The sequence below is a fragment of the Cronobacter sakazakii genome (genome assembly GCF_000982825.1).
GTDB classification, from domain to species: Bacteria; Pseudomonadota; Gammaproteobacteria; order Enterobacterales; family Enterobacteriaceae; genus Cronobacter; species Cronobacter sakazakii.
In genome coordinates this window covers 2,185,224-2,202,731 of sequence record NZ_CP011047.1, presented here as the reverse complement: position 1 = coordinate 2,202,731, position 17,508 = coordinate 2,185,224, and the positions used below count along the sequence as shown (strand labels likewise).

Here is a 17,508-nt window from a genome sequence, read left to right as displayed (position 1 = left end):
CAAATCCTGAGAAAAAAATGCCATCACCTCTTCCCGGGGCGGGATACGCACGCCCACCAAAACGCTCCGGCACCAAAGAAGAGGTGCTGGAGCGCATCAAAGCACACCTGCAAGAGACGCTGGGACGCCAGTACGAAACCGAGAGCAAGGAAGCTCGAATGACACGCCAGGCTGATGCGCTGGCAGACCGGCAGTTGTGGGACGACAACCTTGCGGCATCGTTCATGCCCGGATTCGTCACCACCGGCCCGCGCCGCCCTGAAGAAACAGATAACCGTATGCGCCGCTTCCTCGGTCGCTACGGTCACGTTCTTAGCGATTAAGGAGTTAACCATGTCCAGAGACCAGGCAAATTATTTAACCGTAACCGTCGGCGGTAAGTCTGACCGCAAACACACTCCGATGCCGAGCCGCGAAGAACTCATGAAGCGCAACAGCTTCGGTTCTGTGAATAACAACAAATACCTCAACCGCTGGCTGGGAGCGAAGAAATGAACAACGACGAATTAATCGCAGCTGGCCATGAGCTGGCGAAGTGCCTCGACAGCAATACGCCGCTGATTGATATCGCGAAGATGATTGTCCGACTGGCGGATAAGCTCGACGTTACCACCGCGGCGCTGCGGGAAAAGACGAAGCAGTGCGAGAAGTTGGCGGAGGAGAATGCGGAGCTGAAGAATGCACTTGAGTGGCTGTACGAAGCTGTATCAATGCCCGACTCCGGACCCATTCCAGATAAATATTATTCTGCAGTTACTGATGCCGCTGCCGTCATGCGCGAAACCCCCGCCACGGACGCATTCCTGCGGGAAGTAAGGGCTCAGGGCGTGGATATGGCGGCGTGCGCGCTCGATGGCGTAAACCAGTTTAATTACGCAAATATGCTTGACGAGTTAGCGCAGAAGCTGCGTCAAGGCGGTGCCGTATGACCGACACAGCAAAACTGAAAGCGGTGGGCATCAATCTTGAGACAGGGGTGAAGCGTGAGCGAACTTAACGAACTTATCGCCAGCGAAATTGCAGATTTTTTCGCTGGATTCGGTGGACCGGGTGAGCCGGATGTTCAGAGCGGAGAGGCGCAGCGCTTGTTAACCGAACGCCTGTTGACTGTGCTGGCGCTGCGGGAGCGGGCGGAGCCTGTTGGCGAAGTAGTTGACCAGCCTGACGGGCTTGTCATGGATGGCACGGTTCACCTTGGCGGGAGTGGAACCCACCGCGCGATTAAGGGGCTGAACAAAATGAAGCGAATGCCTCTGGGAACGAAGTTTTACACCGCACCGCCAGCGCCGGTTGTGCTGCGGGAGCGGGCGGAGCCGGTGGCCTACGCTGAGCCGCAGGCGTTCCGCAATTTCCAGGCTGGAACAGCGAATAAAGGATGGATGTGGGCGCACCCCTATGCGGGGCTAGTTCCCGTATTCGTTGAAGCACCGCCCGCGCCGGTAGCTGCTGGCTGGATAGCGTGCAGCGAGCGGTTGCCTGAAGTTGGTGACATAGTTCTAACCGCGGATAATGGGTGTGTGAATGTTGGTGAAATGGAGCGTTCGGGAGCGAGTTGTCGATATTTCACATCAGTCGTTTCTGGGCGCGAGCTTCCTGCTACCCACTGGATGCCTCTCCCGGAAGCTCCCACCAAGAATTGACAGCCCGCCCACCTCAATTTACTGTATATAAATACAGTTATTTTGGGGTGCGTCATGAGCAAAGACTCGGACTATCTGATTATCTACAGGGGCGAGATACATCACCGCATTACGCCCGGTCGGTGGGTTCTCATTCAGCGCGCGCGAGAATACGGCGGCGGATGGTGGCTGGGGAAGGCATACTACGATGTGTTTATGCTTGAGTTCGAGAAGCCAAGCTCTATGGCTGCGGCATCAGAGTACATCATGTCGCATGGACGGATGAGCACATTCCCGCCGTGGGATGATAATTTTGAGTTAACACCATGACCCGCCGAGTGCGGGTTTTTTATTGGAGAAATTTATGTCTGATTTGGCAATGAAGGTTTTGGAGTGGCAAGCAAAGGGTCGCGTGGGAATAAGCAGTGCGACGATGGCATCAATTGCACTTGGCCTGGAAAAGAACTTTTATCATGGGCGTTTCGATGCGCCTTCCGACCCGGCAGACCTACACAGATGCATGCTTCTGGTTGAGGATATCCCTGAGATTAAAGATAGCTTTCCCGCAATAGCGAAGAAGGTAAAGAACTTTGCTGCAATTCTGCTCGAATGGGATCGGCTGACAGGGCTGCTAAAGGAGGAGTTGAAGCGACCAGACGGACGCGCGCCAGAAACTTATGCGCTCATGAAAGAACTACTCAAGGCCGCCTGATGGCGGGTTTTATTGGAGCAAAGATATGAAGCTAATTGATTTACTGGTGCAGGAATTGCCGAAACGTGGCGGGTGGCCTGAGGGTGCAGTTGAGTGCGAGCGCTATCTGCATGAAGCACAAATTGATTTCTATGATAAGGATGGTAATTGGGGTGCCGATTGCGGAAAGGTTTACGGTCATGACTTTGCGGCTGCTTGCGTGAAACCGCGTGAGAAAGGCGATGGAGTGCGGATAGAAAGAGTTACCCGCGAACAGTACGAAGCCGCACTCGCCGCTGCGCAACAGCCGGTATGGGATGGTGAGGGATTGCCTCCGGTTGGCGTGAAGGCTGAAGTGTCTGTCGATGGTGGTCGCTCATGGTGTTCGTATAAGGCGACCAGCGAAAATAATGGAATGCGTCTTGTTGAGATTGGAAATTTTACGGAAGAGTTTCAAGGGAATAATTGGATGTTCCGCCCCATCCGCTCAGAGGCAGACAATAAGCGAGCGGCAGGAGTAACAGCTTTAGCAAAGGCCGGCGGTGCTGTCGATTTTGAATATGGAAGAAAGACGATTGATGGCGAACTGTCATCTCCCGGATGGTACAAACTGTACGACATAATAGCGGCCGGTGAAATAGCTGGCATCCGCATTGAGTGAGCCGCCTGAGGGCGGCTTTTTTACGCCTGGAGATAATCGAATGAATGAAGTGATTCAGCTTGTCCCCAACAAATGGGTATCCGAAGAAGTGTTGATGGCGATCACCGGCCTGACGAAAAACGCCATTAAATCAGCGCGAGAGAAGTCATGGATGGAAGGTAAGGAATATCTGCACTACTCCGGCGACTGCCAGCCCAAGGACAACTCCCCTATCCTCTACAACCGGCATGAAGTCGATGCGTGGGTTGAACGTCAGCGGCCAGCGATTCCCCGCCAGAAATCTGCTTAAATACCCTTCCCTATTAACTGACGAGGAATCGTTATGACCAAGTATCCAACAGGAGTGGAGAATCACGGCGGAACACTGCGGATATGGTTCATCTACAAGGGAGCCAGGGTAAGGGAAAACCTCGGCGTTCCCGATACACCGAAAAACAGGAAGATGGCAGGTGAGCTAAGAACCTCAATAGGCTATGAGATAAAAACCGGCACGTTTAACTATGCTTCCCGCTTCCCGTCGTCGCCGAATTTAAAGCGATTCGGGTTTGTGAGACAGGGTGTGACGCTGGGCGAGCTTGCTGCGCGATGGCTGGAACTTAAGAAAATGGAGATAACAAAAAATGCTCATCTTAGATACGTATCATACATAACCATCGCTACAGATATTCTTGGGGCATCACGTACTGTTTCCAGCCTTAATAATGAGGACATGCTTAGACTAAGAAAGGAGTTGCTTACAGGAAACCAAATTGTCAGCAACAACCAAAAGTCACGCCTTTCCAAAAAGGGAAGAACGGTGAGGACTGTAAACGTCTATATGTCAACGATGGGCAGCATGATGAGGTTTGCTGAGCTTAATGGATACATAGATAAATCGCCAATGACAGGTATTGATCCACTCAGAAAGAGCAGGTCCGAACCGGAGCCACTTACGAAGGATGAGTATGAGCGTCTACTGACGGCTTGCCCTTCCGAGCAAATAAAGAACCTGTGGATTCTGGCAATCAATACAGGCATGCGGCACGGAGAAATATGCGCCCTAGCCTGGGAAGATATCGACATGGTCAACTGGACAATAACGGTGTCGAGGAATATGGCAATTAAGAATCACTTCACGCCGCCTAAAACGGAGTCAGGCAATAGGGTGATAAACCTGACTCTCCCGGCGATAGAGGCTCTAAAAAGCCAAATGGCATACACAAGGATGGGCAAACAGCACCACATAGAAGTTAATTTGAGGGAATTTGGCAGGACACGGATGGACTTATGCACATTCGTATTTGTGCCGCGGCTAACAGCAAGAAACGGGAAAGGTGGTGACTGGTATGCACCTGGCTCTTTCGGTGCCACCTGGAATGAAATTTTGAAGCGCGCGAAAATTAAGCACAGGAAGGCGTATGAGTCTCGACACACATACGCTTGCTGGGCATTAAGTGCCGGGGCCAACCCTAACTTCATAGCATCTCAGATGGGTCACAATTCAGCGCAGATGGTTTACAGCGTTTACGGGAAATGGATGAACGATAACAATGTGGATCAAATGAGCATACTGAACGCTAATTTTGGAGGAAATGCCCCACAGATGCCCCAGGCAGTAAATCAGAAGTAACAAATCCCTTTCATATCAACGCCTCAATCTGCCCAATCCGGTTTGTTAAAAACAATCCATTGCAATTGAATTCAATTAACGGTCTTGAGGATATCGCCAACATCATTTCACTATACCGAATTAAATCCCGATTACAGATTCCATGTAGCCATTTTTTGAAAAAGAAAATACGAGGCAACTGCAAAAAAAATGAACACAAACTAACTCCATTTATTAAGCTGGATTTAAGTCATAAGTATCCAAATTCAAAAGGAGGGATGAATGTACCAGAGAACATTATGATTGCACCTTCATTTATAAACAAAATGAATAAAGATAAAATCCCTGAAAATGATGCTTTTGAGATGTTTAATGGTCATTCTCTAAGTAAGAAAAGGAAGGATATGCCGCATAGTCTCATCAATTCTATCGTTAAAAATTATTCAGACGATGAAGTTAATGCATTGTTTTGTAAAATTGGCAAGCTGCCAAGAATAAAAAATGGACAAAGCAGATATTTAAATGCTGACGCAGTTTTCAACCAGGTTTTTATTTTTGATCTATTGAATGCGGAACTGATTCGCTTAAAAGAAAGAACCATCCTTTATTGTCTGAAATACATATGTAAGCTTTTTCGAAACAAAATAATTAAGTTTAAAGGTAAGCGTGTCACTTTTATTACCTGCTACTTTGATATGATTGCACTTGCTTTCTTTCATGCTTATTTGCGAGGCGATCCTGAACGCTTTTTATCCAGAATTAAGAGGTTCGTGTGGGTAATGGAAAATGGGAAGAAAACAATGTTAAGGGTACGTGCGCTTTTTTCTTCACTATCTCTGTTTAGGCGGTATTGTAAAAAACACCTGTCAATATCTGTTAGCGATCCTGCGTCTGCTAAAGAGAGTATATTAGACATTTATGCGAAGTTTTTTGCGGTTAAACCCTCCTACATTTCCGATGAGGGCTATCCGAGGTGGATTCGCAAATGCTAGTGAGGTGTGAATTCATTATTATCAAGTTCATCGCTAAGTATATCCATGAAATAATCGATCGCGTTCTTGATATTACGCAACTCAGTGCCTGAGGAATTAAGTGAGTTGTTTATTTCAGTGTTTTTTAAGATTACGCCTTTAGCTGCGCTCAATATTAAAGCATCGATGATAACGAATGTGTCAAGTGTGAGCAATTTCCTTTTTATTGTTTCAAAACTCAGCCAATTATCTATATCATTTTGCACTTGTTTTGGATATGACTGCCTTTCGAGTTTGATGAGGCCTGCAATTTGGCTGGAGAGAATATAATCAGAGTAACGAAGATCAATTGTAATCCATAAATTAGATAAAGAGGCCATTTCAGTTGAGTAAGGATAATTATCTGGAATGATTTGGCTGGTCAGATGATTGATTTTATTAAAAACAGAGCTTAACTCAGGATTGGCGCTTCGGGCATTAGGGTAATCATTAGGAGTGAAGGGGAAGCATGCATGGCATGCTTCAAGAAAACGCATGTGCTCCTTTATACTGGGATGTGCATTTCTGGATTCATTAAAAATCCTTTCAAAGGTAAGTTTTTGCACAGCCTGTCTGGGGTTTTGTTTCCAGATAATTAAATCCACATTGTCTTGCTTTAAAATATCAAGGTTTTCGATGCGTGTTGACAACGTTTTTAACTTTTCCTTATTTGAATCGTTTTGCATGAATTTGTTTCGCAGAGTTCTCTTTTGGCTGTCAGAAAGCTTTTTATTATCAAACTCCATGCTGTTTATTTCCATGCGTTTGATTGCTCTTTCACAGTTAAAGAATAACTCTCTGCAGTAGAATGCATTCATTAACTCTTCTTTTTTATAGGTTGATATACGCCTGGAGTATAGTGCTTTGTTCTTTTTAATGAATTCCAGAACTTCTTTTTTTGCTTTTTCTTGATTGTGACTTTTCATTTTTTTATTCACGATTTAAATTTTCTTTAAATATATATCACCAGATTGACAGAGGCAAGCGATGCTTTCTTAATCAATTGATAAGGTGACATAATGAAATGCAATAAAGAATTAAATCAGCTGTATTCGCCACTTAGTCTGCTGCCCAGCAATGTTGCAGAGGAAGTCACTAAACGTCTGCACGACATTATTCATTACCAGCCCATCATCGGCATAATGGGAAAGACTGGTGCTGGGAAGTCGAGTTTGTGTAACGCACTGTTTCGCAGCACGGTCTCGGCCGTTAGTCATACCACTGCGTGTACCCGTGAGCCACAGCGTTTTACGCTGCAGGCAGGTGAACGCCAGGTGACGCTGATTGATCTGCCCGGGGTGGGCGAAAGCCCGGAGCGGGATGAAGAGTATCAGGCACTGTATCAACGTATCTGGCCGGAGCTGGACCTGGTGCTCTGGCTGATTAAAGCCGATGACCGGGCACTGACCCCCGACTGTGATTTTTACTTTCGGATGCTGTCACCAGGCAGTGCTGGGAGGGATAAGGTGCTGTTTGTCCTGACCCAAGCCGATAAAATCGAGCCTTCCCGTGAATGGAGCGGCTTTCTTAATCAACCTTCAGAGCAACAGTTAAAACACCTGAAGGAAAAGCAGCGCGCGGTGTGCTCGTTATTCAACCACCCGGCACTCCCGGTGATCACCGTATCAGCAGCCACTGGCTGGCATCTGCCTGAGCTGGTGGAGGTGCTGTTTCGCTCACTGCCTGCCCGCGCCAGCAGTGCCGTCAGTTCGGTCATCAGACCACAATACCGCACGCAAAAAATTGAGGCGCAGGCGCAACAGGATTTTGGCGATACGGTCAGCGACGTGATGACACACACCCTGTCGGAGCTGTCCCTTCCCTCCGCAGTGAATGCGGTGGTCAGTACCGTGATTAGTGCGGTGGTCTCTGTTGCCCGCAGTGTCTGGCGGTTTTTCTTCTGACGGCTGAAATGCCGTTATCCCGTGAGCAAATGCACCACTATGTGTGCACCTTGCATTCGCTCTCCGTTTGCCGGACACACCCTGTCCATTTTAGGTGTGGTGTATCCGGTTAAAAAACAGACTGAATACAGTCAGTGCCGCAGCCCGTACGGTACTGACGGGTGATAAAAATATTTTTCGCCCTGTCCATACCCTGACCCTCCCCCTGTTTACAGTAATCACATCTTTTTCAATACGTTCATCACGATGGAGAACATGCCATGTCACAGACTGAGCACCGCTATGACCGACTGGCGGTCAGACTGTCTCTCATTATCAGTCGTCTGCTGGCAGGCGAAACACTGAGCGTGAAGACACTGGCAGTCGAGTTTGGTGTCTCGGTACGCACCCTGCGCCGCGATTTTCGTGAGCGGCTGATATATCTGAACCTTGAGTACCGTCATGGGCACTGCCGATTGTTGTCAGATCCCGGTATGGCACAGCGTGCCCCGGGAACCCTGTGCTTTATGCGCAATGTTGGGCTTCAGCAGGTGTTTCCAGAAACGGACCTTCGCTTGGTAAACACGCTAACGGACAGTGAGGATATCTCACCCTGTCTGGTCTGGCAGGAGGACGCCGAAAGCGCCCCCGTCCGCCCCGGTCTCTTTTCCCGACTGGTCGATACCATCATTCAGCAGCAGTGCATCCGGGAACTGGCTGAGGGTGTGCGGGCTGAACACCTGGCACCGTACCGGCTTATTTACCTTGAGGGAGCGTTGTATCTGGTCGGTGAGCAGCACGGAAGGATCGTTGTTCTGCCGCTGTCCGGGATCACCGCCATCACCGTCCTGAGTGAGGGCTTCGAGCGTCGTGATACGGTATGTCAACTCACCCGTCAGGTGGCCTTCATCCGGGCGCTGCCTCATTTCCCGGTCATGCACGACGTGATGGCTGCATCCCATTCTGCGCCGCCTTTAACAGAGGAGAAGAGCCCTGCTGCAACTAACACGACGGGGTGACCATCAGGCCATCCCTTTCATTGTTGTCTATTACCTACTTAATAAGGAAACACCGTATGCATCCGCGTTATCGTCGCATGATTGCCAGCGCCCTGGCCCTCAGCAGTGTCAGTCTTTTTATCCCCACCGTAGCCCAGGCTGGATACAGTGATTACGAGGCATTCCGTCTGGTCAGAACGGAGAACAGCGCCGCGGGCGGGGCACAGAAAATCTGCACGTATCAGAGTATGGTCACCCGAAAATATGTCCAGTTGGACATGCCCTATACCTGCCAAGGCATGATGTTTCGCAACCGGAACGACGGGCTGTTTTACGACAGAACAAACTAACTCACTGAGTTTATGGAAATTGCCATGTTTAAGGAGGGCTGCTATGCCTTTGAGCCTTTGTCTCAGCCTGTCAACCCTAGTGGGGCTGATTATCACGGTTGTTGATACCCGTATTGTCGGGTTCGGGTATTCAGCATGGGCCGCCGTGCTGCAGTGTGTCCTGCCGGGCCTGGGCGTCTGGCTGGGTAATCTCATCCGAAAATGGATCATGCCGGATGCGGTTTACGGAAGTACCGGTGCCGTCATTCAGGCCCGTCTGCTCTGGGCGGTATTGCCCCAGTTTATTGGCTGGTTCATCGGATTTATGGTCGCCATGAGCATACTGGGTATCCGGGCCTGAGCCTCCCGCGACAAACTCAACGACGGGTATTCCCCCTTCCGCACACTTTGCTGTTTAACCCCCTACCACGGCCTGCTCAGTTGAGCAGGCCGTTTTCGTTTGTTTTTTTCTCACAGGAGTCTCGCCATGACCCGATTAGCCAGCCGCTTTGGTGCGGTAAATCTTATTCGCCGTGACCGTCCGTTAACCCGTGAGGAGTTAATGCATTATGTACCGAGTGTGTTCAGCGAAGACAAGCATGAGTCCCGAAGTGATCGTTATACCTGTATTCCGACCATTACCCTTCTCGATAACCTTCAGCGCGAAGGCTTCCAGCCATTTTTTGCCTGCCAGACCCGGGTTCGGGACCAGAGCAAGTGAGAGCACACCAAACACATGCTGCGCCTGCGTCGCGAAGGCCAGATCACTGGCAAACAGGTCCCTGAAATCATCCTGCTTAACAGTCATGACGGCTCCAGCTCATACCAGATGCTGCCGGGGCTGTTTCGTGCAGTCTGCCAGAACGGGCTGATTTGCGGTGAGAGTTTTGGTGAGGTACGTGTGCCACATAAAGGCAATGTGGTGGAGAAAGTCATTGAAGGGGCTTACGAAGTACTGGGGATATTCGACCGTGTGGAGGAGAAGCGCGATGCCATGCAATCGCTTTTGTTACCGCCACCAGCACAGCAGGCACTGGCCAAAGCGGCGCTCACGTACCGCTTTGGCGAAGACCACCAGCCGGTGACGGAATCACAGATACTTTCCCCACGCCGCTGGCAGGATGAGAGTAACGACCTGTGGACCACCTACCAGCGCATTCAGGAGAATCTGATTAAGGGCGGTCTGCCGGGCAGAACGACCAAAGGCAAGCGAGCTCATACCCGTGCGGTAAAGGGGATTGACGGGGACGTGAAGCTCAACCGGGCGCTCTGGGTCATGGCGGAGAATATGCTGCACCTAGCGTCCTGACACGCTGACTATCCGGAGTCACCATGACTGAATCGTTAACCCTGCCTCCCGGTTCGTTCTCACGTCAGCAGGCCGAAACCCTTATCCGTCTGTACCGTAATATCACCATTGAAGACGACCAGGGCAGTCACTTCCGTCTGGTGGTTCGTGATACTGAAGGCCGGATGGTCTGGCGGGCATGGAACTTTGAGCCGGATGCCGGTGAAGGTCTTAACCGCTATATCCGCACCTCAGGCATCCGTACAGACACGGCCACCCGCTGATCGCGAAGCATTTACCCGCATTCACCTCCCCGAACACACTTTATATCCCCATACGCCAGCCATCGCCGCTGGCGTTTTTATTGACGGAGACATACCCATGACAACACAGACGCAGCACGACCTCGCACCCGCTAACCAACCCGAATTTGAACTGACCGTCACGCCGGTCCCCGATGAACAGCGTATCGATTTCTGGCCACAGTACTTTGGCGCTATCCCGCAGTGGCTACTCCTGGAGCCGCATATCTTCGCCTGGATGGACCGCTTCTGTGAGGGCTACAGCGGTGGTATCTGGTCGTTCTACACCCTCAGCAATGGCGGCGCATTTATGTCCCCCGAGCCTGACAACGATGAGACATGGCGTCTGTTTAACTGCCTGAACGGTAACGATGCCCAAATGAGTGCAGAAGCAGCAGGTATTGCTGTCTGCCTGATTGCGTATAGCCACCATGCCTGCCGTACAGAATGTGACGCGATGACCGCACACTATTACCGCCTGCGGGAGTATGCCATGCAACATCCAGAGGCTCACGCCATTCTGCGTATTATCGACTGACCGAAGGAGCAACAGATGAAACAGCTTTCCTTTTTACCCGGCGAGATGACGCTACAGGACCGGCGTCTCATTCAGCGGGCGCTCAGGGCTCTGGACCGCCACCTGCATGAGCCCGGCGTAGCCTTCACCTCTACCCACGCCGTACGTGAATGGCTGCGACTGCATATGGCTGCGCTTGAGCGGGAAGAGTTCCGGGTGTTGTATCTGGACAACCAGAATCAGTTGATTGCCCATGAAACGCTCTTCACCGGCACGATTAACCGCACCGAGGTGCATCCCCGGGAGGTGGTCAAACGTGCTCTGCACTTCAACGCGGCGGCGGTGATACTCGCGCATAACCATCCTTCCGGCGAGACGACACCTAGCCAGGCCGACAAAACCCTCACGCAGCGACTGGTTCAGGTGCTTCAGCTGGTGGATATCCGTGTCCCTGACCACTTGATTGTCGGTGGCAGGCAAATCTATTCGTTCGCAGAACACGGTCTGTTGTGAGGTATGACATGAAAATTATCAGTAAACGCCGGGCAATGACGATATACCGCCAGCATCCTGAGTCCCGGATCTTTCGCTACTGCAGTGGAAAATATCAGTGGCACGGTAGCGTCTGCCATTACACCGGCAGGGATGTGCCGGATATCACAGGAGTCCTCGCGGTATACGCCGAACGCCGCCAGGACCGCAACGGGCCCTATACCTGCCTGATGAGTATTACCCTGAACTGACAATAAAAGGAGAGCCGCCATGACCCACATCAACTGGGGCCTGCAGCGGGCTATCACGCCGCGCCTGGGAGCCCGTCTGGTACAGGAGGGCAACCGGCTGCACTACCTGGCTGACCGGGCCAGCATCACCGGTATGTTCAGTGACGCCGAATGCCGGAAGCTGGATGACACATTCCCACACTTTATCCGCCAGATGGAATCAATGCTGACCACCGGTGAACTCAGCCCCCAACATGCCCACTGCGTCACCCTGTACCACAACGGTTTTACCTGTGAAGCCGACACCCTTGGCAGTTGCGGCTACGTATACATCGCCATTTATCCCACTCAGCGTTAATTACCTTCACGAGAGCAAACATGAAAACTTTACCTGCAACAACTCAGCGGGCAGCGAAGCCCTGCCTGTCACCCGTGGCTGTCTGGCAAATGTTACTGGCGCGTTTGCTGGAACAGCACTACGGTCTGACAATAAACGATACCCCATTCAGCGATGAAGTTGTTATACAGCAACATATCGATGCCGGTATCACCCTGTCAGATGCCGTGAATTTTCTGGTGGAAAAATACGAACTGGTCCGTATCGACAGGAAGGGATTTCGCTGGCAGGAACAATCCCCTTACCTTCGGGCTGTCGATATTCTGAGGGCAAGACAGGCAATAGGTCTTTTACGAGGATCTCATTGAGATATGGTAAGATGAAGTTTTCGAGTACGATATCTATTAAGCGGAATCGAACCAAAGACGGTTAGTTATTATTCAATGAATTCTGTCAAAATAACTTTTGGGGGCCTTATTGGGGGCCCCTTAACTTTATTAACAACAAATAAACCTTAACTATCAACAAATAAACCATACATATTCGAAGTCTGCAGGGGGGACGCCATTTTGCTGTTCACTCACCTTTGAAACCGTTCGTAAATTTTATAAAAACAGTGATTTCACCACTCTTGTGTTCATGCTTGACCGCCTTGATGCATTAAATGTCTTATTTTTTCTGGGTAAATGTTGGGTAAAAACTTATTAAGTTCAACGTCCATTATATGAATCAACAATAACGCCCTGGCGCTTTTGCCTAAAAATCGAATTAACAGCCTCGTGAAATTTATACAGAAAATGAGTTTTGGGCACGCAAGGCATTTCAAACTAGAGACCTGTTAGGTTAACAAAGGTCCCGACTGGGAAGTAAATCCAGACAATGGTGATCACTTTAAGAGAGATTTAATGATATTTATCTCTTCCAAAGGGAGATATTCAGGCGTACTGAATATAAACCAAAATAATCAAACGTCTGGAGACGACATGCTGCGCACATTTCCACACACTCTTCTGTATTAAACAAAAGCCAACAACTCCCTGACGCCATATTCATTTAAATCTATTACATTCACAAATAATCATCATTTTTGCACAACTCGCAACATTTCCTTCCTGATTAAGAATAGCGCCTGGTTCCGTTATTTATTTTAAACGCTATGATATTCCGCCGTTAAATAAATACGTAACGGTCATAGTGTAAATAAGGACAAATAATATGTTGAGAAAAAGTGCGGCTGAATTTTTCGGCACATTCTGGCTGGTGTTTGGTGGCTGCGGGAGCGCGGTGCTTGCCGCCGCGTATCCTGAGCTGGGCATTGGTTTTACGGGGGTTGCGCTGGCGTTTGGTCTGACCGTCCTGACCATGGCGTATGCCGTAGGGCATATTTCCGGCGGTCATTTTAACCCGGCCGTCACGCTGGGTTTATGGGCGGGTGGACGTATTACCTTTCAGGATGTCATTCCTTACATCATTTCCCAGGTCATCGGCGGTATTGCCGCGGCGGGCGTGCTGTATGCGATTGCCAGCGGTAAACCGGGCTTTGACGCCGTCGCCAGCGGCTTTGCCGCCAACGGCTATGGCGAACACTCGCCGGATGGCTATAGCCTTTCGGCAGCCATCCTGACTGAGCTGGTACTGACGGCGTTTTTCCTGCTGATTATCCATGGTGCCACGGATAAAAACGCGCCGGCGAAATTTGCGCCGCTGGCGATTGGCCTCGCCCTGACGCTGATCCATCTCATCAGCATTCCTGTCACCAACACGTCGGTGAACCCAGCGCGAAGCACCGCTGTCGCTATTTTCCAGGGCGGCTGGGCGTTACAACAACTGTGGGTTTTCTGGCTCGTACCGATTGTGGGCGGCGTAGTGGGCGGCCTGATTTATCGCTTCCTGTTGCAGAGCAAAGACTAAATACTGTCATTTGCTGCGGGCAAATCGGTATTATTGAGCGCCCGGTATAAACGCTACACGTCTTTATTTAAAAGCCCCGACAGGGGCTTTGTATTGTTCGGAAATCTTTACTGTGGTGAATTTATGGCGTCGAAAATCTTACTTCAATAATGCCTTCTCGTTTACGGGGAATATCGCCACGATAACACCATAACCCCCTAATAAACCCGCTTTACCTCGCCATAAAAAAACCCACCGCAATAACGGTGGGTTTTCGGCATGTCCGAAAAGATAGATGATAAAAATTAACTGAATACCATACCGCCGTCGATCAGCAGTGACTGACCTGTCATGTAGTCGGAATCCGGGCCTGCCAGGAACGAAACGCAGGCGGCGACATCTTCCGGCTCGGAGAGGCGGCCAAGCGTGATGCGTTTGGCGAACTCTTCCGTGCCGTAGCCGAGCGGTTTGCCGGCGGCTTCGGAGATCTGACGGTCGATTTCCGCCCACATCGGGGTTTTCACAATGCCCGGGCAGAAGCCGTTGACGGTGATGCCGAGCGGCGCTAAATCGCGCGCGGCGGTCTGGGTCAGGCCGCGCACCGCGAATTTACTGGAGCTGTAAACCGCCAGCTCCGGGTTGCCGACGTGGCCCGCCTGCGAACAGGCGTTGATGATTTTCCCGCCGTGGCCTTCGGCTTTGAACGCTTCAATCGCCGCCTGCATGCCCCAGATAACACCTTTGACGTTGATGTTGTAGACCCTGTCGATCACCTCTTCGGTGATGGTCTCAATCGGCGTTGACGGCGCGATACCGGCGTTGTTGACGATAACATCGAAGCCGCCGAGCGCTTTACGGGTCTGCTCTACTGCGGCAAACACCTGGTCGCGTTTCGAGACATCCACGGTCACCGCCACGGCGCTGCCGCCCTGCTCGTTAATTTCCTGCGCCACGGCATTGGCCGTTTCAGCGTTATAATCGGCAATCGCGACCGCAAAACCGTCTTTGACCAGGCGAAGGGCGATGGCTTTACCAATCCCCTGCCCTGCGCCGGTAACCAGTGCTACTTTTTTCATAATCCGTTCCTTTTGGTAAGTCAGAGAATCTGGCTGAGATGGAGCTGGCCCATCAGCAGCGGGTTATCGCTGTAGTCCACCGGAATGGCGACCACCGCCGGCCCGTCGACATCCATCGCGGCGCGCAGCGTCGGCTCCAGCGCCTCGGCGCTTTCCACCGCGAACCCGGCCGCGCCGAACGCTTCGGCGTAAACTTTGAAATCCACCGGTCCGAAGCTCACCCCTGAGAGCCGCTGGTATTTTTTCTCTTCCTGAATCGCCACCATGTTGTAGGCGTTATCCACCCAGATGATGTGCAACACGTTGGCTTTGAGGCGCACCGCGGTTTCGAGCTCCATGCTCGATTGCAGGAAACCGCCATCGCCGGAAACAGAAACCACTTTGCGCGACGGATCCACCAGCCATGCGCCGATGGCCCACGGCAGCGCCACGCCCATGGTCTGCTGACCGTTCGAAATCATTACCTGGCGGGCGCGGAAGCTGTAGAGATAGCGGGCGATCCAGATATGGAAACTGCCCATGTCTACGGTCAGCGTCACGTCGTTGTTAATGATGTCCTGCATGGCACGCACGATACGCAGCGGATGCAGGGCGAACTGGTTTAACTGCGCGCCCCGGCGCGCCAGCAGCTCGCGCTGATTTTGACGGTCGATCAGGATTTCAGACGCGCGGTCGCTTAACACCAGCGGCTGTTCGATGCGCCCGGCCAGTTTTTCCAGCGTGCCCGCGATATCTCCCACCAGCTCGATTTCCGGCGCATAGTGGCTCTCTTCATACGCTGGCAGCACGTCGATATGCACCAGCGTGGCGTTACCGCAGTTCCACATGGCAGGTTCATATTCCACCGGGCTGTAGCCGATGCAGATAATGAGATCCGCCAGATGCAGCAAGCGGTCGCCCGCCTGGTTGTTGAAAAGCCCGACGCGGCCCGCAAAGCGCGTGAAGTGCTCCTGGTTGACCGCGCCCGCTGCCTGATAAGTGCTGGTAACGGGAATATGGCTTTTCTCCAGCAGGCGATGCAGCGCGCGGCTGTTCTCCGGCTGGCTCGCCATCAGGCCCAGCAGGATGACCGGGTTTTTGGCATTGCGAATCAGCCCGGCGACGTGGTCGATACACGCATCCGGCGCTGGGCCCAGTTTCGGCGCGTTGCCCGCAGGCAGAATGTTGCCCTGCGCCGGTTGGTCAACGATATCCTGCGGCAGGCTGACAAAGGCGCTGCCCGGTCTGCCGTGCTCCGCCACGCGAAAGGCGTTAGAAACCACTTCGGCGATAGCGTCCGAGGACGAGACTTCAACGGAATATTTGGTGACCGGGCTGAACATCGCCACGGTATCCATGCTCTGATGCACCTGGCGTGCTTTATCCGCGCGCTTAACCGCCCCGCCGAGCGCGACCACCGGGTCGCCTTCGCTGTTGGCGGTCGCCATGCCGGTGATGAGATTGCTGCATCCCGGCCCGGAGGTGACCAGCGCGACCCCGGCTTTGCCGGTGATACGCCCGACGGCGGCAGCCATAAACGCCGCGTTCGCCTCGTGGCGCACCGGAATAATCTGGATGCTGGAATCCAGCAGGGAGTCGAAAACTTTATCGATTTTCGCGCCGGGAATGCCGAAGACCTGTTTTACGCCCTGGGCCTCAAGCTGGCCGACCACCATGTCAGCGCCGTGCGCCCACTGGCGCATCCGGTTTTCGTTATCCATGATATTTCCCCTTTCTGACTGTTAGTTTTCAACCGAGCGGATGGCCGCATCAAGATTGTCGGGATGCAGGTTGGCGTTGAGGAACGCCGGGTCCGACGGCAGATCGATCATCAGTTTGTGGATCTCCCCGAAGGTGAGAACGCCGTGCTCTAACTGGTAGTCGAGCAGGTGCCCGCCGCCCTGACGATCGTCGGTGATGAAATGTTCGTGGTAGCCCGCGACGTTAATGCCCTGCATGTGCTGCGGCGTGCGAAACCCGACTAACACGCCGTCGCGGCCGTCGAAGCGGAATACCGGCTGGTCGTCCAGCACGTCGGTCATCGCGCGGTACGGCGGCGTCTGGCGCGGTACGGTGCGGGTGTGGGCATGGCGAAAGTGGCCGTCGATGCGCAGCGCGCAGAAAACGTTGTCGGACGGCACCTGGCGGTCAATCACGTCGTGAACTTGCTGACGGCTCATCGGCCGGTCAAAGCGCTGGCGGTAATGCGGTTTAAACCAGGTCATTACCGCGAACGGTGTTTTCTGGTCGGGCTGCGCTTTACGGGCGCTGCCGTCGGCGCGCAGCTGGTGAACCTCATGGCTGAAGGCAATTAATTCGCCGTCCAGTTCGTTAAAGGTGCCAAGGCCAAAATCGCCTTTGGTCAGGAGATCAGCAATGGTGGTATTTCCTTCGTAAACCCCACTGAGCAATGCGCTCATCATGGATGTTTGATATATCACACATTCTGTATCTTTTTCCCGCAGCGCCCGCACGGTTTCCAGCAAGCTTTCCTCGCAAGAACAATCGGTTGCATGGCTCATCGCACTGATCCTCACTCATATTTCGTAAGAAAGATTAATCAAATGTTGACGCGATTCAGCGCAGGGTTCCAATATAGAAAGCATCCCGGTTTGAGT

The 17,508-nt window shown here is 51.9% G+C and carries 24 protein-coding genes and 1 pseudogene; 21 read left to right on the top strand and 4 right to left on the bottom strand.

Going from position 1 to position 17,508, the window contains the following annotated elements; genetic code table 11:
• Positions 1 to 17 precede the first annotated feature (17 nt).
• The 9 genes from CSK29544_RS24200 (at position 18) to CSK29544_RS10350 (ending at position 5,551) form a co-directional block, all read left to right on the top strand.
• A complete protein-coding gene (locus CSK29544_RS24200) occupies positions 18 to 323 on the top strand; it encodes a hypothetical protein (RefSeq protein ID WP_133053171.1) in 306 nt (101 codons plus the stop codon).
• Positions 324 to 333: 10 nt separating this feature from the next.
• Entirely contained in the window at positions 334 to 495 is a 162-nt protein-coding gene (locus CSK29544_RS22730; protein ID WP_007893381.1) for a DUF2737 family protein, read from the top strand.
• Positions 492 to 929 carry a hypothetical protein gene (locus CSK29544_RS10385; RefSeq protein ID WP_007893382.1) on the top strand — a complete coding sequence of 146 codons (438 nt, stop codon included), beginning with the start codon at positions 492 to 494 and terminating at the stop codon, positions 927 to 929. Before CSK29544_RS22730 ends, CSK29544_RS10385 begins: the two co-directional genes overlap by 4 nt.
• A 54-nt stretch (positions 930 to 983) precedes the next feature.
• The gene (locus CSK29544_RS24850; protein WP_052367204.1) at positions 984 to 1,640 is read left to right on the top strand and encodes a DUF551 domain-containing protein; all 657 of its coding nucleotides are present in this window, start codon (positions 984 to 986) and stop codon (positions 1,638 to 1,640) included.
• Between the two features lie 343 nt (positions 1,641 to 1,983).
• The gene (locus CSK29544_RS10370; protein ID WP_029039534.1) at positions 1,984 to 2,331 is read left to right on the top strand and encodes a hypothetical protein; all 348 of its coding nucleotides are present in this window, start codon (positions 1,984 to 1,986) and stop codon (positions 2,329 to 2,331) included.
• Between the two features lie 25 nt (positions 2,332 to 2,356).
• A complete protein-coding gene (locus tag CSK29544_RS10365) occupies positions 2,357 to 2,971 on the top strand; it encodes a hypothetical protein (protein ID WP_029039535.1) in 615 nt (204 codons plus the stop codon).
• Positions 2,972 to 3,011: 40 nt separating this feature from the next.
• Entirely contained in the window at positions 3,012 to 3,260 is a 249-nt protein-coding gene (locus tag CSK29544_RS10360) for an excisionase family protein (RefSeq protein ID WP_007893397.1), read from the top strand.
• Positions 3,261 to 3,293: 33 nt separating this feature from the next.
• Positions 3,294 to 4,580 (top strand): tyrosine-type recombinase/integrase, encoded by a 1,287-nt coding sequence (locus CSK29544_RS10355; RefSeq protein ID WP_007893402.1) that lies wholly within the window; start codon positions 3,294 to 3,296, stop codon positions 4,578 to 4,580.
• Between the two features lie 155 nt (positions 4,581 to 4,735).
• Positions 4,736 to 5,551, top strand: coding sequence for a hypothetical protein (locus CSK29544_RS10350; RefSeq protein ID WP_239921477.1), 816 nt, complete (start codon positions 4,736 to 4,738; stop codon positions 5,549 to 5,551).
• Here CSK29544_RS10350 and CSK29544_RS10345 read toward each other — a convergent pair.
• Positions 5,548 to 6,507 (bottom strand): hypothetical protein, encoded by a 960-nt coding sequence (locus CSK29544_RS10345; RefSeq protein ID WP_029039537.1) that lies wholly within the window; start codon positions 6,505 to 6,507, stop codon positions 5,548 to 5,550. The two genes, CSK29544_RS10350 and CSK29544_RS10345, sit on opposite strands and share 4 nt — an antisense overlap.
• An 81-nt stretch (positions 6,508 to 6,588) precedes the next feature.
• On the opposite strand from CSK29544_RS10345, the gene CSK29544_RS10340 reads away from it, so the two are divergent.
• From CSK29544_RS10340 to aqpZ, 12 genes and pseudogenes are all read left to right on the top strand, one after another.
• The gene (locus CSK29544_RS10340) at positions 6,589 to 7,473 is read left to right on the top strand and encodes a GTPase family protein (protein ID WP_007869717.1); all 885 of its coding nucleotides are present in this window, start codon (positions 6,589 to 6,591) and stop codon (positions 7,471 to 7,473) included.
• 260 nt (positions 7,474 to 7,733) lie between these two features.
• Entirely contained in the window at positions 7,734 to 8,471 is a 738-nt protein-coding gene (locus CSK29544_RS10335; RefSeq protein WP_029039539.1) for a DeoR family transcriptional regulator, read from the top strand.
• A gap of 56 nt (positions 8,472 to 8,527) precedes the next feature.
• Positions 8,528 to 8,800 carry a hypothetical protein gene (locus CSK29544_RS10330; RefSeq protein ID WP_007869719.1) on the top strand — a complete coding sequence of 91 codons (273 nt, stop codon included), beginning with the start codon at positions 8,528 to 8,530 and terminating at the stop codon, positions 8,798 to 8,800.
• A gap of 43 nt (positions 8,801 to 8,843) precedes the next feature.
• Complete coding sequence (locus CSK29544_RS10325; RefSeq protein ID WP_015386464.1) at positions 8,844 to 9,140, top strand: hypothetical protein; 297 nt, start codon at positions 8,844 to 8,846, stop codon at positions 9,138 to 9,140.
• A 126-nt stretch (positions 9,141 to 9,266) separates the two neighbouring features.
• A pseudogene (locus CSK29544_RS10320) lies at positions 9,267 to 10,088 on the top strand (DUF932 domain-containing protein).
• A 23-nt stretch (positions 10,089 to 10,111) separates the two neighbouring features.
• Positions 10,112 to 10,351, top strand: a complete 240-nt coding sequence (locus tag CSK29544_RS10315; protein WP_007893429.1) for a DUF905 domain-containing protein — start codon at positions 10,112 to 10,114, stop codon at positions 10,349 to 10,351.
• Positions 10,352 to 10,448: 97 nt separating this feature from the next.
• Positions 10,449 to 10,907: an antirestriction protein gene (locus tag CSK29544_RS10310; RefSeq protein WP_000211838.1), complete on the top strand. Its 459-nt coding sequence runs from the start codon at positions 10,449 to 10,451 to the stop codon at positions 10,905 to 10,907.
• Positions 10,908 to 10,922: 15 nt separating this feature from the next.
• Positions 10,923 to 11,399: a JAB domain-containing protein gene (locus tag CSK29544_RS10305; protein ID WP_029039540.1), complete on the top strand. Its 477-nt coding sequence runs from the start codon at positions 10,923 to 10,925 to the stop codon at positions 11,397 to 11,399.
• Between the two features lie 8 nt (positions 11,400 to 11,407).
• A complete protein-coding gene (locus CSK29544_RS22725; RefSeq protein WP_007893437.1) occupies positions 11,408 to 11,629 on the top strand; it encodes a DUF987 domain-containing protein in 222 nt (73 codons plus the stop codon).
• Between the two features lie 19 nt (positions 11,630 to 11,648).
• Positions 11,649 to 11,966 carry a type IV toxin-antitoxin system YeeU family antitoxin gene (locus tag CSK29544_RS10300; protein WP_007893439.1) on the top strand — a complete coding sequence of 106 codons (318 nt, stop codon included), beginning with the start codon at positions 11,649 to 11,651 and terminating at the stop codon, positions 11,964 to 11,966.
• A 20-nt stretch (positions 11,967 to 11,986) separates the two neighbouring features.
• The gene (locus CSK29544_RS10295) at positions 11,987 to 12,313 is read left to right on the top strand and encodes a TA system toxin CbtA family protein (protein ID WP_007869731.1); all 327 of its coding nucleotides are present in this window, start codon (positions 11,987 to 11,989) and stop codon (positions 12,311 to 12,313) included.
• An 847-nt stretch (positions 12,314 to 13,160) separates the two neighbouring features.
• Entirely contained in the window at positions 13,161 to 13,856 is a 696-nt protein-coding gene (aqpZ, locus tag CSK29544_RS10290; protein WP_007893443.1) for an aquaporin Z, read from the top strand.
• Between the two features lie 284 nt (positions 13,857 to 14,140).
• On the opposite strand, the gene CSK29544_RS10285 is transcribed toward aqpZ, so the two are convergent.
• The 3 genes from CSK29544_RS10285 to budA are packed head-to-tail and all read right to left on the bottom strand — an operon-like array spanning position 14,141 to position 17,412.
• Positions 14,141 to 14,911 carry a (S)-acetoin forming diacetyl reductase gene (locus tag CSK29544_RS10285; RefSeq protein ID WP_007700187.1) on the bottom strand — a complete coding sequence of 257 codons (771 nt, stop codon included), beginning with the start codon at positions 14,909 to 14,911 and terminating at the stop codon, positions 14,141 to 14,143.
• A gap of 20 nt (positions 14,912 to 14,931) precedes the next feature.
• Positions 14,932 to 16,611, bottom strand: a complete 1,680-nt coding sequence (alsS, locus tag CSK29544_RS10280) for an acetolactate synthase AlsS (RefSeq protein WP_007847733.1) — start codon at positions 16,609 to 16,611, stop codon at positions 14,932 to 14,934.
• Between the two features lie 21 nt (positions 16,612 to 16,632).
• On the bottom strand, positions 16,633 to 17,412 hold the full coding sequence (gene budA / locus CSK29544_RS10275) for an acetolactate decarboxylase (RefSeq protein WP_029039541.1): 780 nt from the start codon (positions 17,410 to 17,412) through the stop codon (positions 16,633 to 16,635).
• Positions 17,413 to 17,508 lie beyond the last annotated feature (96 nt).

Excerpts from the sequence above, each read along its gene's own strand:
- CSK29544_RS24200 (WP_133053171.1), top strand. The coding sequence starts at position 18 with ATGCCATCACCTCTTCCCGGGGCGGGATACGCACGCCCACCAAAACGC.
- CSK29544_RS22730 (WP_007893381.1), top strand. The coding sequence starts at position 334 with ATGTCCAGAGACCAGGCAAATTATTTAACCGTAACCGTCGGCGGTAAG.
- CSK29544_RS10385 (WP_007893382.1), top strand. The coding sequence starts at position 492 with ATGAACAACGACGAATTAATCGCAGCTGGCCATGAGCTGGCGAAGTGC.
- CSK29544_RS10370 (WP_029039534.1), top strand. The coding sequence starts at position 1,984 with ATGTCTGATTTGGCAATGAAGGTTTTGGAGTGGCAAGCAAAGGGTCGC.
- CSK29544_RS10365 (WP_029039535.1), top strand. The coding sequence starts at position 2,357 with ATGAAGCTAATTGATTTACTGGTGCAGGAATTGCCGAAACGTGGCGGG.
- CSK29544_RS10360 (WP_007893397.1), top strand. The coding sequence starts at position 3,012 with ATGAATGAAGTGATTCAGCTTGTCCCCAACAAATGGGTATCCGAAGAA.
- CSK29544_RS10355 (WP_007893402.1), top strand. The coding sequence starts at position 3,294 with ATGACCAAGTATCCAACAGGAGTGGAGAATCACGGCGGAACACTGCGG.
- CSK29544_RS10340 (WP_007869717.1), top strand. The coding sequence starts at position 6,589 with ATGAAATGCAATAAAGAATTAAATCAGCTGTATTCGCCACTTAGTCTG.
- CSK29544_RS10335 (WP_029039539.1), top strand. The coding sequence starts at position 7,734 with ATGTCACAGACTGAGCACCGCTATGACCGACTGGCGGTCAGACTGTCT.
- CSK29544_RS10330 (WP_007869719.1), top strand. The coding sequence starts at position 8,528 with ATGCATCCGCGTTATCGTCGCATGATTGCCAGCGCCCTGGCCCTCAGC.
- CSK29544_RS10325 (WP_015386464.1), top strand. The coding sequence starts at position 8,844 with ATGCCTTTGAGCCTTTGTCTCAGCCTGTCAACCCTAGTGGGGCTGATT.
- CSK29544_RS10315 (WP_007893429.1), top strand. The coding sequence starts at position 10,112 with ATGACTGAATCGTTAACCCTGCCTCCCGGTTCGTTCTCACGTCAGCAG.
- CSK29544_RS10310 (WP_000211838.1), top strand. The coding sequence starts at position 10,449 with ATGACAACACAGACGCAGCACGACCTCGCACCCGCTAACCAACCCGAA.
- CSK29544_RS10305 (WP_029039540.1), top strand. The coding sequence starts at position 10,923 with ATGAAACAGCTTTCCTTTTTACCCGGCGAGATGACGCTACAGGACCGG.
- CSK29544_RS22725 (WP_007893437.1), top strand. The coding sequence starts at position 11,408 with ATGAAAATTATCAGTAAACGCCGGGCAATGACGATATACCGCCAGCAT.
- CSK29544_RS10300 (WP_007893439.1), top strand. The coding sequence starts at position 11,649 with ATGACCCACATCAACTGGGGCCTGCAGCGGGCTATCACGCCGCGCCTG.
- CSK29544_RS10295 (WP_007869731.1), top strand. The coding sequence starts at position 11,987 with ATGAAAACTTTACCTGCAACAACTCAGCGGGCAGCGAAGCCCTGCCTG.
- aqpZ (WP_007893443.1), top strand. The coding sequence starts at position 13,161 with ATGTTGAGAAAAAGTGCGGCTGAATTTTTCGGCACATTCTGGCTGGTG.
- CSK29544_RS10285 (WP_007700187.1), bottom strand. The coding sequence starts at position 14,911 with ATGAAAAAAGTAGCACTGGTTACCGGCGCAGGGCAGGGGATTGGTAAA.
- alsS (WP_007847733.1), bottom strand. The coding sequence starts at position 16,611 with ATGGATAACGAAAACCGGATGCGCCAGTGGGCGCACGGCGCTGACATG.
- budA (WP_029039541.1), bottom strand. The coding sequence starts at position 17,412 with ATGAGCCATGCAACCGATTGTTCTTGCGAGGAAAGCTTGCTGGAAACC.